At 66.9% G+C, this 16,103-nt stretch carries 3 protein-coding genes; all 3 read right to left on the bottom strand.

The features are described from left to right. Positions 1-185 precede the first annotated feature (185 nt). The gene (locus tag AB0M74_RS32320; RefSeq protein ID WP_366530099.1) at positions 186-968 is read right to left on the bottom strand and encodes an ABC transporter permease; all 783 of its coding nucleotides are present in this window, start codon (positions 966-968) and stop codon (positions 186-188) included. Positions 969-1,110: 142 nt separating this feature from the next. After that, positions 1,111-2,106, bottom strand: a complete 996-nt coding sequence (locus tag AB0M74_RS32315; protein WP_366530096.1) for an ATP-binding cassette domain-containing protein — start codon at positions 2,104-2,106, stop codon at positions 1,111-1,113. A 28-nt stretch (positions 2,107-2,134) separates the two neighbouring features. After that, entirely contained in the window at positions 2,135-15,856 is a 13,722-nt protein-coding gene (locus AB0M74_RS32310) for an amino acid adenylation domain-containing protein (protein ID WP_366530095.1), read from the bottom strand. Between the last annotated feature and the right edge of the window lie 247 nt (positions 15,857-16,103).

Here is a 16,103-nt window from a genome sequence, read left to right as displayed (position 1 = left end):
CAAAACGCTCGACTGGGATACCCCAGCCGAGCGCCTGCGTGATCTACTCACCGCCTAACACCAGGCAGTGTTGCGACGACCCCTTGAAACCGCCCCTCGGGGGGCCGGTTGCGCGGTGCTCGAAAGATGGGTGCCCACTCGAGATGACGACACCCACTGTGGCAGTGGGCGACTCGCTTGATCGGCTAGTGGCTTGCGACCTTCCGGTAGCGCAGCAAGGCCAGCGGGACAACGATGGCAAGAATCAGCAGCGAGCAGCCGACGGCGTACTCGATGCAATGCTCAGCGGCCCAGCCGGTCGGGGGGACGAACGAAGGTGGCGCGCCGTTGTCGAACAGTTTTCGGCCGGCGGCCGAGACCGCGGTGATCGGGTTCCACTCGGCGACAGTGCGCAGCGGGCCGGGCAGTGTCTCCGCGGAGATGAAGGCGGAGGAGATGAACGAGAGCGGGAAAAGCCAGATCAAGCCCGCGCTCTGGGCTACTTCGACGGTCGGTGAGAGCAGACCGGTGAGAGCCCCGACCCAGGACATCGCGAAGGCGAACAACAGGATCACCCCGAATGCCAGTGCGGCGTCAGCGATCCCGCCATTGATCCGCCAGCCGACCGCGTAGCCGCACCCGACCATCACGATCAGGCTCAGGACATTCACCACGAGGTCGGACAGGGTGCGCCCCATCAGCACCGCGAGCCGCGACATCGGCAGCGTACGCATGCGGTCGATAATGCCCTTGTGCAGGTCGCCTGCGAGCCCGACAGTTGTGAAAGCCGCATTGAAAGCGACCGTCTGGGTAAAGATCCCCGCCAGCAGGAATTCGCGGTACTGGCCGCCACCGAGCGAAGCACCGAAGATGTACGCGAACAGGAACACGAACATCAACGGCTGGATCGTCGCCGTCACCAGCAGTGTCGGAACCCGCAGAATGGTCAGCAGGTTCCGGTAGGCGACGATCGCGCTGTCCCGAATGATCCGAGCCCGCGGCTTGTGCGTAATCCCTTGGCTCGCTTCTTCTTTCGCCATGGACGGCGACTTCGGCGTTTCATCGAGCGCCAGCGTCGGGGTAGTACTCACCACGTCACCTCGCGAGTACTCGGCACGGCGGTTCGGTCACTCAAGACAGGATCTCCTCTTGTGCGTCATCGGTTTCCGGCGCGAGGCTTGCGGGACTGGGCGCCGCAGTGCCGGTGAGGGACAGGAATACGTCGTCGAGACTGGGACGGTGCACCGTCGCGTCCACGACGCACACACCGGCGTCATCGAGGCGCCGCAGCGCCTCGACCATGGTGCGCGAGCCGTCACCGACCACCACCGAGGCCATGTCGGCGCCATCGCCGCAGCTCGGTTCGCCGATGCCGACCTGGGCGAGCACGGTCAGCGCGGGCTGCACGTCCTGCCCGGCGGCCAACGTGATGGTGAGCCGGTCACCGCCGATGGAGGTCTTCAGCTCATCGGCCGAGCCACGAGCGATGACCCGGCCGCGGTCGATGACGGTGATCCGATCGGCGAGTAGATCGGCCTCCTCCAGATACTGGGTGGTGAGCAGCACCGTGGTGCCGTCATCGACGAGATCGCCGATGACGCGCCACATGTCGATCCGGCCGCGCGGGTCGAGCCCGGTGGTCGGTTCGTCGAGCACCACCACCGCGGGCCGGGCAACCAATGCCCCGGCCAGGTCGAGGCGCCGCGCCATACCACCGGAGTAGGTACCCGCCCTGCGATGCGCGGCATGGTCGAGCCCGAAGGCACCGAGCAGTTCGGCCGCGCGAGATGTCGCCTGGCGCTGCGACATTCCGTACAGCCTGGCTACCATGCGGAGGTTCTCGTAGCCGGACAGGTTGGCGTCCACCGCCGCGTATTGACCCGACAAGCCGATGCGCCGCCGTGCCGTCGCGGGATCGCGCAGCACATCGATGCCTGCAATCCGCACCGTACCCGCGTCCGGGCGCAGCAGCGTGGTGACGATGCGGACCGTCGTCGTTTTGCCCGCACCATTGGGACCGAGCAGGCCCAGCACCGTTCCGGCCGGGATCTGTAGGTCTATCTCGTCGAGCACCCGTACCCGGCCGTAGCTCTTGACCAGGCCGAGCACCTCCACCGCCAAACTCACGATTGCACCTCGCTTACGGTCGGCTCGCTCACCTGTGTGCCTCCTTCGCAGGGCCGCTGCCGAGAACCCGAGGCCGCGCATCGAAGTGCCTGCGCAACACCGGCCCGATCACGGCGAGCGACTCCGGTGTCGTCATGGCCGAGTGTCGGCACGGCAGGTGGTGGTCATGGATTTGCCCGGTGACGAACGGCCCCCAGGCCGCCGCACAGCGAGCGGAGTCGGTTCGGTTGATCTCGTCATCGGCGGCGGTGAAGAACAGCAGGTCGCCGTCGAAGGTGCGCGGCCGGAATCGGTGTGCCTGCACCGTGCCGTTGGTGTAGCCCGCGTAGAGGCGTTCCAGGTGTTCGACAGTGAGCGCCGCGAACGGGCCCGGCTGGGTCCGCAGGAGTTCCGCGGCGTCCCTCAGATTGATTGCCGGGTCGAGCTGCGCGCCGTCCGCGAGCAGGTCGGCGCCGAATTCAGCGATGATCTCGGCGACACCGGGGATGGCGTGTTCGAGCCACTCGTCGGAGAGTTGATAGCTGTCCATCATCGCCAGCAGCGCGACTTCGTCGCCCGTCTCCTGCAGCTGGACAGCCACCTCGTGTGCAATCAACCCACCGAGCGACCAGCCGAGCAGATGGTACGGGCCGGCCGGCTGGATCGCCTTGATGTGTGCCACATAGTGGCCTGCGGCCTCCGCGATGGAGGCGAACCCGTCCTCCCCCGCAACATGCGGCGCTTGCAGCCCGTACAGCGGCCGGTCCGGCGGCAGATGCGCGAGCAGACCCGAATAGCACCAGGCCAGCCCGATCGCGGGATGGATGCAGAACAGCGGCGCCTGCGTCGAAGCCGTGCTCGGGCGGATCGGCAGCACCGGCTCCAGCGCTGCGGCGATGGCAGTCGCGGCGGTGCCGGGGCCGTCCAGCCTGGCCGCGATGGCGGCCGGGGTGGACTCGCCGAACATCAGCTGCACCGGGAGGTCGATCCCGGCGGCGCGCAGCTGCGCAACGACTTTGGTGGCGAGCAGCGAATTGCCGCCGAGTTCGAAGAACCCGTCGTCGGCGCCCACCGACGCGACGCCGAGCACATCGGCGAAGGCCGTGCACAGCGCGGCCTCGGTCGGCGTCGCAGGCGCGCGGTAGTCATCCACCGCACGGAACACCGGCTCCGGCAACGCTTTTCGGTCCAGCTTGCCGACCGGGCTCAGCGGCACCTCGTCGATCAGCATGATCGACTGCGGCACCATATAATTCGGCACCAGCTCGGCGACATGCTCGATGAGGTCGGCGGCGGTGACGGCGGTCCCGGCGCACAGCTTCACATACGCCACCAGCGCGGTGACGCCCGCGGGTGTGCGATATCCGTTGGTGGTGGCGAATTCGACGGCGGGATGGCGGGCCAGCGCGGTGTCGATCTCGCCGAGCTCGATACGGAAACCGCGAATCTTGACCTGATGGTCGGTGCGGCCGAGGTACTCGATCTCGTGCGCCGTCACGGCCTGCCCGCTCCAGCGCACCAGGTCACCGGTGCGGTACATCCGTTCCCCCGGTTTGCCGTAGGGGTTCGCGACGAAACGCTGGGCGGTAAGCCCCGGCCGATTCAGATAGCCACGGGCCAGCGCATTGCCCGCCAAGTGCAGCTCACCGGTCACGCCGATCGGCGCGGGGTGCAGGCGGGTGTCCAGGATCGTCGCGTTGACGCCGCGGATCGGTCCGCCGATGGTGATCGGCCCCTGCTGCACCATCGGTTGCGAGATCGCCGTGAGGATAGTCGTCTCGGTGGGGCCGTAGGCGTTGTACAGGTTGCGGCCCGGCGCCCAGCGGGTGACCAGGTCCGATGGCAATGCCTCGCCACCGACCAGCACATGCGCCAGCTCGGTGACCCCGGTCGGGTCGACTGTGCCCAGTGCCGAGGTGGTGATGAATGCGTGGGTAATGCGCTCCTCGATAAAGACCTGTGCGAGTTCGCCGCCGCCGACGACGCCGGCGGGCGTAATCACCAGCGTGGCCGCGCCGCCGAGCGCGAGCAGCAGATCGAGCATCGCGGCGTCGAAGCTCGGCGTCGCGAAATGCAATACCCGGCAACCGGGTTGGACATCGAAGCGTTGCGCGGTCTCCGCAGCGAAGTTGGAGATACCGCCGTGGGTGACCACCACACCCTTCGGGGTGCCGGTCGAACCGGATGTGTAGATCACGTACGCCGGATTGTCCAGGCGCAGCGTGGACGTCCGCTCCCCTGCCGCGATCGGTGTATCCGAGGAGTCGAGCACCGTGGCGCGGAAATCCGGATCGTCGAGGACGATCCACTCCGCCTCGGGCAACTGTTCCCGATACTCCGCGAGCGTGATGCCCAGTGCCGCACCGGAATCCGACAACATGTGCCGGATGCGCTGTTCGGGGTACAGCGGGTCGATGGGCACGAACGCGGCACCGGCCTTGGCCACCGCGAGCACCGTCGCCACCGATTCCACCGAGCGTGGAATCCCCAGCGCCACCAGGGTTTCCGGCCCGACACCGCGTCCGATGAGCACCCGGGCCAGCCGGTTGGTCCACCGATCGAGGGCATCATAGGTCACCTCGGTGTCGTCTGCGCGCAGCGCGACCGCCTTCCGGTCGACCTCCACCGCCTGTGCGAACAGCTCCGGGAGGGTCACCGGACGGTCCGGTTCGCTCCCGCGCACGGGAGCGAGCTCGGACCACTCGGCGGGATCGAGCAGTTCCAGATCGCCGATGGCGGTGGTCGGATTGGCGGCAATGGCGCCGAGCAGGCGTGCCATCCGCTTACCGAGTCGGGCTGCGGTCTCTTCGTCGAACAGATCGGTCGCGTAATTCACCGACAGCGTGATGCCATCGGGTTCCCGTTGCGCGTTCCGCGACTCGACGAGGGTGAACTGCAGGTCGAACTTCGCGATCCCGGCGTCCACATCGACGGCCTCGATCCGGAGGCCGGGCAGCTCGAGCACCCGCGGCGGGTTGTTCTGCACGGACAGCATCACCTGGAACATCGGGTGGTGCGCCTGCGAGCGGGCCGGGTTGAGCACCTCGACGAGTCGCTCGAACGGCAGGTCCGCATGCGCGAAAGCGTCCAGGTCGGTGTCGCGGACATGGTGCAACAGATCAGTGAACCTGTCATTCGGATCGATGTGGGTCCGCAATACCAGCGTGTTGACGAACATCCCGACCATCCGATCCAAGGCGGGGTGGCCGCGCCCGGCGATCGGTGTGCCGACGGCAATGTCATCGGCTGCGGCAATCCGGTGCAGCAGCACCGCGAGCGCGGCGTGCAACACCATGAACATGCTGACGTTATTGCTGGTGGCGACGGTCTGCAGTTCCCGGTGCGTGAGCCCATCGATCGCGCAGTCCACGAGACCGCCGCGATAGGACGGCGTAGGCGGACGCGGCCGATCCGCGGGCACGGACAGCAACTCCGGCAGCCCGTCGAGGGCGCCACGCCAGTAGTCCAGCTGACGACTCACCACCGAAGCAGGATCGGACTCGGTGCCGAGGGTGTCCTGCTGCCAGAGCGTGTAGTCCACGTACTGGATCTCGGGGTCGGACCATTCCGGGCTCTGCTCGTCACAGGCTGCCCGGTAGGCCATCGCCACATCAGCGGCCAGCGGTTCCAGCGACCATCCGTCCATGGCGATGTGGTGCACCACCAGCACCAGGACGTTCTCGGTCGACGCCGCGGGCGGCACCGTGCCCTCGGCACCCACCGGATCGGTGTCGGAATCCACCGTGATCAATCCGGCCCGGATCGGCACCGTTTCGGCCAGATCAAATCCCGGCGCGGCGAAACGCCGCACCGCATCGGCTATGTCGTCACCTCGGGCGGACGCGACGAACAAGGTGACCGCGGCCGCCGCTGGATCGAGGACGACCTGTGACGGTTCCCCGTCGATCTCGGTGAACACGGTGCGCAGGGTCTCGTGCCGACGCTGGACCGCGTGCAGCGCGCGGACCAGTGCATCGACGTCGAGCTCGCCGTGCATCCGCAACACAACCGGAATGTTGTAGGCGCCCGCGGTGTGGTCGGCTGCCGCGCCCTCTGCACCGACCTGGTTGAAGCGGTTGAGGAACCACAGCCGACGCTGCGCCGCCGACAACGGAACTCGTTCCGGGCGGTTGCGCCGGACCAGCTCCGGCCTGCCCACCTCGCCTGCCGGACCGGAGTCGAGCAGTGCGGCGAGCTCGGCGACCGTCGGCGACGCGAAGACGGTGCGCACCTCGAGCCTGATATTCGTCGCCGCGGCCAGTCGGGCCACGAGTTGGGTTGCCAGCAGCGAATTTCCACCGATGTCGAAGAAGCTGTCGTCGGCGCCGACCGCGTCCGCACCGACCAATTCGCCCATCACGCCGGCGACGAGACGCTCGGACTCGGTTTCCGGCGCGCGATCGACGGTGTCGGCGACCAACTGTGGTTCGGGCAGCGCGGCGCTGTCCAGCTTGCCGGTCGGCGTCAGCGGAATCCGGTCCAGCACGGTGATGATCGCCGGAACCATATGCGCGGGCAGTTGTTCGGCGGCCTTGGCGCGAAGCTTGTCGATATCCACGCCCACCGCGTTGTCGGCTGCCTGCACGAAGGAGACGATCCGATCCACCCCCGCGATATGCCGCACCTCGGTGTGTGCGAACCGCACATACTTGCTCTCGGCGAGCGCCGCGGTGATTTCGCCGAGTTCGATACGGAATCCGCGCACCTTCACCTGGTGGTCGCTGCGACCGAGGTACACCAGCTCGCCGGTACTCATCCAGCGCACCACGTCACCGGTACGGTACATCCGTGAGCCCGCAGGGCCGCAGGGATCGGCGACGAAGCGGGATGCAGTGAGCCCGAGGCGCTCGAAATAGCCTCGGGTCAAGCCGAATCCGCCGAGGTAGAGATCGCCCGGCACGCCGACGGGCACCGGGCGCAACCGCTCGTCGAGCACCAGTGCCCGCGCACCGCGCACCGGCGTGCCGATGGTGATCGGTTCGTCGACCGCCATCGGGCTCGAGACCGTGATGACAACGGTGGTCTCGGTAGGACCGTACCCGTTGAACAGCTGCCGTCCCGGCGCCCAGTTGGCCACCAGATCCGGGCCATAAGCCTCGCCACCGACCATCAGCCCACGCAGGTTCGGCAGGGGCCACCGATCGTGATCGATGGTGGACAGCGCGGCCGGGGTGATGAACGTGTGTGTGACGCGCTCGCGCTCCATCAGCGCGGCGAGTTCGTCACCGCCGTAGATATCCGGCGGGCAGATCACCATCGTCGCACCGGATCCCATCGCGAGCAGCAGGTCGAAAATCGCGGCATCGAAACTCGGGGAGGAGAAGTGCAGCGTACGGGAATCCCGATCGACCAGCATGCGTTCGTGGATCTCGTCGGCAAAGTTCGACAGACCGCTGTGCGTAACGGCCACACCCTTGGGCTTGCCGGTGGAACCGGAGGTGTAGATCAGGTAAGCGAGGTCGGCGACCTGCACTGTCCGCAACCTCTCCAGATCGCCTACCAGGCTGTCGTCGAATCCGTCCAGCTCCGTGAGGAACTCGGGATCGTCCAGCAGCAGCCACTCGGTGCTGGGTGCGGTGCCCGCCGACAACTCGGCATCCTCGGCGGCGCTCGCCCGCAAAGCGTGGGCGTGTTCGGACACTGTCACGCCGACCGAGCAGCCGGAGTCGACCAGCATGTGCCGGATCCGGTCGGCCGGGTACTTGGGATCGATCGGAACGAACGCCGCGCCGCACTTTGCCACCGCCAACATGGTGGCGACCGATTCGATGGAGCGGGTCAGCCCGAGCGCGACGCGATCACCCGTGCCGAGGCCGCGCCCGATCAATGCGCGCGCCAAGCGATTCGAGCGCCGGTCGAGCTCGGCGTAGGTGAGGGAGGTGGCGCCGTAGCGCACCGCCGTACGGTGCCCGTGTACATCCACGGTCGCCGTGAAGTAATCGGCCAGGGTGCACGGCGGTGTGGTAGGACCGCCGTGAGCCGGTGCGAGCGTGCGCCGTTCGTGCTCGGTCCGCGCGTCGATGTCGCGCACCAGCACCCTCGGGTCCGCTGTGACAGCGGCCAACACCCTGAGGAAGCGGTCGGCCAGAGTCTCGATGGTCGACGCATCGAAAAGTTCGGTGGCGAAGACGAATTCGAACTCGCGGCCCGGCTCACCGGGCCCTCCGTCACGACCGAAATGCGCGACCCGCAACTCCAGGTCGAACTTGGCAAGCGCAATGTCCAATTCCTCGGCGCGCAGCGCGAGGCCGGGCATTTCCAGGCTGGGGGCCGCCGCGTCCTGCACCGTCAACGCCACCTGGAACAGCGGGTGACGACTGGTGGCCCGCGCTTCGCGACCCAATTCTTCGACAACACGCTCGAACGGAACATCCGCGTGTGCCATGGCGGCCAGCTCGGTGTCCCGGTCCGCGCGCAGCAGTGCCGCGAACGAGGTGTCGGGGTTCACATCCGAGCGCAGGACCAGGGTGTTGACGAACATGCCGACGAGCTCGTCGAGTTTGGTGTCGGTGCGGCCTGCGACCGGCGTGCCGATCACCACGTCACGACCACCGGTCACGCAGCGAAGCAGCACCGCGAGCGAAGAGCGCAGCACCATGAACAGGCTCACGCCTTGTTCACGGGCCAGCTCACCCAGTGCATGCTGCACCGGCTCCGGCACTGTGAAACGCACCGTGCCTGCCCGCAACGTCGGGTCGGCGGGACGCGGGCGATCGTAGGGCAGCGGCAGTTCGTCGGGCAGCCCGGCCAGCGCGGTGCGCCAGTACTCCAATTGGGTGCCCGCGACGCTCTGCGCGTCGGACTCCTCGCCGAGGCAGGCCCGCTGCCACAGCCCGAAATCGGCATACTGCACCGGCAGCGGTGCCCACGCGGGTGCACCACCGTCGCGTCGCGCCGCATAGGCGGTAGCCAGGTCCTTGGTCAACGGATAGAGCGACCAGCCGTCTGCGGCGATGTGATGCACCACGATGCCGAGCAGATGACGCTCGGATCCTGTGCTCAGCAGCATAATTCGCAGCGGCACGTCCTTGGTCAGATCGAAACCGCGGCGTGCGAGCTTGTGCAGCGCGAGGTCCGCGCCCGTCTCGTCGGTGACGGTCGGTGTGAGGGTGGGCATAACCCGCGAAGTCGGCAGCACGATCTGCTGAGCGCCGATGTTGTCCTGCGGGAACACCGTCCGAAGCACTTCGTGTCGGTCCATCACATCGGTGAGGGCCGCACGCAGTGCCCTGACATCCAGATCGCCGTCGATTCGAATGACGAATGCGATGTTGTAAGCGCTCGATTCAGGGGAGAATCGGTTGAGGAACCACAGTCGCTGCTGCGGCAGCGACAATGGAATGCGTCCCGGACGTGGGGTGTGTACAGCCAGCGCCATCCGTTGCGTCCGGGGCGCTTCCGTAATGCGCTCGGCGACGCCGGCGACCGTCGGCGCTTCGAAGATCTCCCGGACCGGCAGGTCGACACCGAATTCCGCGTGCAGCGCGGCGGCGAGCCTGGTGGCCAGCAGCGAGTTGCCGCCGACATCGAAGAAGCTGTCCTCCACACCGGTCACGGGCCGCCCGAGGATAGCGGCGAACACCGCCGAGACGCGCCTCTCCAGCTCCGTGCTCGGCGTGCGAGAGGACCCCAGCGCGGCGAAGACCGGTTCCGGCAATGCTTTTCGATCGAGCTTGCCCGCCGGACTGACCGGCATCTCGTCCAACACAATGACCGACGCAGGCACCATATATCCCGGCAGTCGCTGCCGCGCGGTCTCGCTGACGGCGGCAGCGTCTACCGCCGAATCAGTGGTCAGGTAGGCCGCAAGGCGGGGCTGCCCCTGTTCGTCGATGTGCACGACGGTCAGCGCCGAGCTCACCCCTGGATGCGCGCGCAGCACGTGATCGATCTCGCTGAGCTCGATGCGGAAGCCACGGATCTTGATCTGGTCGTCGGCGCGGCCGAGGAAGCGCAATCGACCGGTCGAATCGGCGACCACCAGGTCACCGGTCCGGTACATCCGTTCACCCCGCCGGCCGTGCGGATTGGCCGGAAAGCGTTGTGCGGTAAGGCTGTAGCGACCGTGATAGCCGCGAGCCAGGCCCGGGCCCGAAAGATACAACTCGCCGGGTGTCCCCGGCGGGACCGGATGCAACCGCCCGTCCAGCACGAACAGGCGCATGCCACGAACAGGATGGCCGAGCGGCACGGGCGCGCCGGCGACCATCGGCTTGCTCGCGGTCGCGGCGACGGTAGCCTCCGACGGTCCGTACATGTTGTGGATGCGGTGTTCGGCCGACCAGGTCTCGACCAGATCCGCTGCGCATGCCTCACCGCCGACGATGACCGCCTCGAGCTCGGGCAGATCTCCGGCCGGCACGGTCGCCAACGCGGCCGGGGTGATGAAGGCATGGGTCACCCGCTCCTCGCGCAGCAACGTGGCGAGTTCGGTACCACCGTAGATTCCTGCGGGCGCCACCACGATGGTCGCGCCCGCCGCGAAGCCGAGCAGCATCTCCAAGACCGACGCATCGAAGCTCGGCGAAGAGAAGTGCAGTGTCCGTGCCGAATCCGTCACACCGAACAGATACATCTGCTCGCTGGCCAGGGACGCGAGTCCGGCGTGGGTGACGATGACCGCCTTCGGCTGTCCGGTGGATCCGGAGGTGTAGATGAAATACGCCGGATGACTGGTGCGCATCGGGTGGTGTCGATCCGCGTCGGTGATCGGACCGGTGGAGTAGTCAGCGCATTCGGTTTCCAGCACGTCGGAGCCGAGCACCAGCCAGTCGACGTAGGTTTTCTTGTGGTGCTTACCACCGGCGGAAGGCCAGGCCGGCATGGCGGGCAGGCAGTCCGGGACGGTCAGGCCGAGCATTGCGCCCGAATCGGAGATCATGTGCCCGATCCGCTCGGCCGGATAGCTGGGGTCGATCGGCACATAGGCGGCGCCGGTCTTGGCGACGGCCCAGACCGCGGCGATCGAGTCGAGGCCGCGCGGCAGTGCGATAGCGACCACGACCTCAGGACCCGCACCGTGCTCGATCAGGGCCCGCGCCAAGCGATTGGACAGCTCGTCGAGTTCGCGATAGGTGGTGTCGACGCCGAGGTAGCGTACCGCGACCGCGTCGGGCAGGCGCTCGGCGATATCGGTGAACAGCCGGGCCAGGCTGACCGACGGCTCGGCGGGCGAACTGGCGATCGGCACCAGCTTCCCGGCTTCGCGTCGGTCGAGAATCTCCAGATCGCCGATCGGCATGGTCGGCGCGGCCACCACCGCGTTCAGCACGGCGACAAACCTGCGCGCAAAACTCTCGACCGTACGCCTGTCCAAAACATCCGTGGCATAACCGAATTCGACGTCCAGTGGCCCATCGCCGACGCTGTCGTGAATCTCGAGCTGCAGATCGAACTTGGCGACATCGGAGTCGATCGGCAGCACCTCGGCCCGAACGTCGGGCAGATCGATGCGCAGCTCCGGCGCACGGTCGTAGGACAGCATCACCTGGAACAGCGGATGGCGCGCTGCCGAGCGCTCCGGGTTGACGACCTCGACAAGACGTTCGAACGGGACGTCGGCGTTGGCGAAGGCGTTGAGGTCGGTCTCGCGCGCCACATCCAGCATCCGGTCGAAGCCGGCGGCCGGATCCACTTCGGTGCGCAGAACCAGGGTATTGACGAACATGCCGACCAGGTCGTCCAGCGCTGGGTCCGAACGGCCCGCGATCGGCGTGCCGATGGCGACATCGGTTGTCGCGCACAGCCTCGCAAGCAATGTCGCCAGCGCGGCATGCAGGACCATGAACATGCTCACGCCTCGTGCCGCCGCGAGTTCGGCCGCGGCACGTCGGGTCTCGGGGGCAATCGTGAACTCCACCCGATCACCGGTGGTCGACCGGCGCAGCGGGCGCGTCCGGTCCAGCGGCAGATCGAGCTGATCGGGCAGACCAGTCAGTGCCGTGCGCCAGTACGTCAACTGGCGGCTGAGCGCGCTGGCCGGATCGGCTTCCTCACCGAGCAGCTCGCGCTGCCACAGTGCGAAATCGGCGTACTGCACCGGCAGCGGTGTCCACTGCGGCGTGATGCCGCTCGATCGGGCGGCAACGGCCGTCATCAGATCCCGTGCCAGCGGCGCAATCGACCAACCGTCACCGCAGATGTGGTGCAGCACAACGAGAAACACATGCTGATCGGGCCCGGTGTGCCAGAGCGCGACCCGGATCGGCGCCTGACTGCGCAGATCGAAACCGTACCCGGCAAATTCGGCGGCGAGCGCAGCCACGTCCGCACCGACCGCACCGATCGGGTCGAGGGTGAGCGGGATTTCGGCGGCCGGATGCACGACCTGCCACGGCCCCTCGGTCGAGTCGGGGAAGGTGGTGCGCAGGCTCTCGTGGCGTTCGATCACGTCGACGAGTCCGGCCCGCAGTGCCTTGTGATCCAGCGGGCCGTCGATCCGGACCGCGAGAGGCATGTTGTAGGCGGCGGCGTGTTCGGCGAATCGGTTCAGGATCCACAGCCGCTGCTGGGCCAGCGAGAGTGGGATCCTCGCCGGGCGGCCTGCCGCGACCAGTTTCGGGGAGAACGTGTCCGGGTTGTGCGTGGCGAACCGCTCGGCCAGTGCGGTGATGGTCGAAGCCTCGAACAGGTCGCGGATGGTGAGACCGGTGCCGAGCGTGGCATTGATTCGGGCCACCGCCCGCGCGGCGATCAGCGAGTTGCCGCCGAGGTCGAAGAAGCTGTCCTCCACGCCGATATCGTCGGTATGGAGAACCTCCGCGAAGATGTCCGCGAGCACCCGTTCCACCTCGGTGCGCGGCTCGGCGGCGGTCCTGCCCGTAGGACGATGGGCGTGAGTCGGCGCAGGCAGCGCCTTGCGGTCGATCTTGCCGTTCGGGCTGAGCGGCAGTTCGTCGAGCGCCACGAGCACCGAAGGCACCATGTAGCCGGGCAGACTACGGCGCAGCACCGCGAGTAGTGCACCGGTATCCAGGCCGGCAGCGTCGATCTTCGCCGCCGGAGCAGGCACGACGTATCCGAGCAGTTCGTCACCGGTTCGTCCGGCCCGCGCCACGCATACCGCGCGGGCGACCCGGTCATCGGCGAGCAGCGCCGCCTCGATCTCGCCGAGTTCGATGCGCAGACCACGGATCTTGACCTGGAAGTCGCTGCGCCCCAGGTACTCGAGGACACCGCGGTCCGTCTCGTCGGCCTGCCATCGCGCGAGGTCGCCGGTGCGGTACATCCGGGCGCCCGGCGTGAACGGATTGGCCACGAAACGATCGGCGGTCAGCCGCGGCTGACCGAGGTAACCGCGAGCCAGCTGAACACCAGCCAGATAGAGCTCCCCCGCCACGCCCGGCGGTACCGGTTGCAGTCGCGAATCCAGTACATAGGTCTGGGTGTTCCACACCGGTGATCCGATGGGCACACTCGCCGGATCGGCCGGGCACGGCCAATAGGTGACATCGACCGCGGCCTCGGTGGGTCCGTAGAGGTTGTGCAGCCGAGTTCCGGGCAGCACCGCGTGGAAATCGCGGACAGTGGCCGCGGGCAATGCTTCACCACTGCAGAAGACCCGACGTAACCCGGTGCAGCCGCGCACATCGGTGTCGGTGACGAACACCGACAGCATGGACGGCACGAAATGTGCTGTGGTGATGCTCTTTTCGGCAATGGTGTGTGCCAGATAGGCGGGATCTCGATGCCCGTCCGGTGCCGCGATCACCAGTCGGGCACCGATCTGCAAGGGCCAGAAGAACTCCCACACCGACACATCGAAGGTGGCGGGGGTCTTCTGCAGCACCGCATCAGTGGCGTCGAGCGGATATTCGTGCTGCATCCAGCGCAGGCGGTTGATGATCGCGGCATGAGTCACGCCGACGCCCTTGGGCTTTCCGGTCGAGCCCGAGGTGAAGATGACATATGCCAGGTGATCGGCGCGCAACGGCACGCGCCGGTCGATATCGTTGATGGGGCGCGGGTCGTAGTCCGACAGCTCGACGGTGTCGATGGCCAACTGTGGGGTGTCCGCGGGCAGAGTGAGCTCGTCACGGGCGGCGATCAGCACGCAAACCGGTTCGGCCTGATGCAGGATCTCCTCGATCCGCTCGGCCGGGTGGTCGGGGTCCAGCGGCAGGTAGGCCGCACCGGCCTTGACAATCGCGTACATACCGACGAGCAGTTCCATGCTGCGCTGCAGGCACAGTGCGACCACGGATTCCGGACCCGCGCCACGCGCGATGAGCAGCCGGGCCAGCCGGTTGGTGCGCTCGTCGAACTCGCGGTAGGTCAATGCCTCGTCGCCGAATTCCAGCGCCGTCGCCTCCGGGCAGATCGCAGCGCGGTCATCGAACAGGCCGGCGAGGGTGCCTTGTCGGGCCGACGTCGCGGTGGCATTCCATGAGGTCAGCACACGTTCGCGTTCGGCATCGGTGATCGCCGCCAGCGACAACGCCGGAGTGCTGGGATCGACCGTGAGGAACCTCGTCAAGAAATCGAGGAAGCGGCTGTGGTGGGTGGCCACTTCGGCATCACCATAGAGCCGGGGGTTGGCCTCGAAGTCGACATGGATGCGGTTGCCTTCGCCGTTGTACAAGTTGATCGACAGGTCCTCGACCGGACCGGTCGCCAGCACATGCAGCGAGCCGAGCAGGCTGCCGAACTTCAGCTCGGAATGGAACAGCATGATGTTGACCATCGGTCCGAAGAATCCGCGGGCGTCGCGGGAGTAGCCGCAGTCTCGGCGGATGTCGTCGTGCTGATAGCGCTGATGCCGCAACGCGCCGGTGATCTGCAGTTCGGCGGCACGAACCGCGTCGCGCACGGTGGTCTCGGGACCGAACTGCAACCGGATCGGCACCACATTCGACACCACACCGGCCGAACGACGCAGCGCGACGGTGGTGCGCGCGGAGACCGGCAGGCTCAGTACCACGTCGGGATTACCGGTCACCGACCGCACATAACTGGCCAGCGCCGCGACGAAAAGGGTCGAGTTGTGCGTTTCGCACGCGGCCATCGTCGCGTCCATCGCCGCCGAGGTCTGCTCGTCGAGGACAGCCGTGGCGCGCCGCCTGCCCGCTTCGAGCCCGGCGGTGGTGTCGTTGACATTCGACAACGTCATCGGCTCGCCTGCACCCGCCAGCTGCTCGAGCCAATAGTCGCGATCGGTGCGGAACCGGCTCGAATCGCGGTAGGTGGACGCGTCGGCGTAGATCGTGGCCAGTGGCGTTGCCCGCGAGACCACCGGTTCGGTGTGGCCCTCGATCGCGGTGTAGATCTCGGCGGTGCGGGTCAGTGCGTTCATCGCACCGTAGCCGTCGATAACAATGTGATGGCCACGTGCGTACCAGATGTAGTCCGAATCGCCCGTCCGCAGTACCACATTCGTAGTGAGAGGATCGTGTTCCAGATCGATCGGCGAGCTGGCATGCTCGTTCATCCAGCGCATCGCGGCCGCGCGCGGATCGGCCTCCTCGCGCAAATCGATCCTGGCCCAGCCTGGACGCCGCTCCGGATCGATCACCTGGTGTGGAACTCCGTCGATCTCGACCAGCCGGACGTGGCCGACCTCGGTTTCGGCCCCGAAACGTTCGATCGAGTAGAGCAGCATGCCGACATCGAGATCACCGTGGAGCTCGACGTACTGAGCGATCGTGAGCGGCACATCGGGGCGGATCCGCTGCGCGTACCACAGGGCCGTCTGCGCGGGCGAGAGTGCAAAGGGCTGGGCCGAGAATTCACCGGAAGAACATTGGGCTACACGGTCCGTGGCCAATGAACTCATCAATCACTCCATTTCTGCCGCTGTTGACGCACTCCCCAAGCACCGCCACAGCAGACGCGCACGCGCCAGCCGTAGGACGTGATCCACGCCCTATGATTCGGAGCATCACATCGGCCGGATGGCCGACGTTTTGGATTTGTTTCACATCCAACGCCGTTGGCGGCAAGCCACTTTCATCAGCTACGTCTCCGCAAACTCGACGTTTTTGACGAAAATAGGCCCGATACGGCGGGATATGGCGACAAGC

The organism is Nocardia sp. NPDC051463 (assembly GCF_040681975.1).
Classification (GTDB): domain Bacteria; phylum Actinomycetota; class Actinomycetes; order Mycobacteriales; family Mycobacteriaceae; genus Nocardia.
Note: the sequence above shows the minus strand (reverse complement) of the source record. Positions and strands in the feature narration are given on the sequence as shown.

Excerpts from the sequence above, each read along its gene's own strand:
- AB0M74_RS32310 (WP_366530095.1), bottom strand. The coding sequence starts at position 15,856 with ATGAGTTCATTGGCCACGGACCGTGTAGCCCAATGTTCTTCCGGTGAA.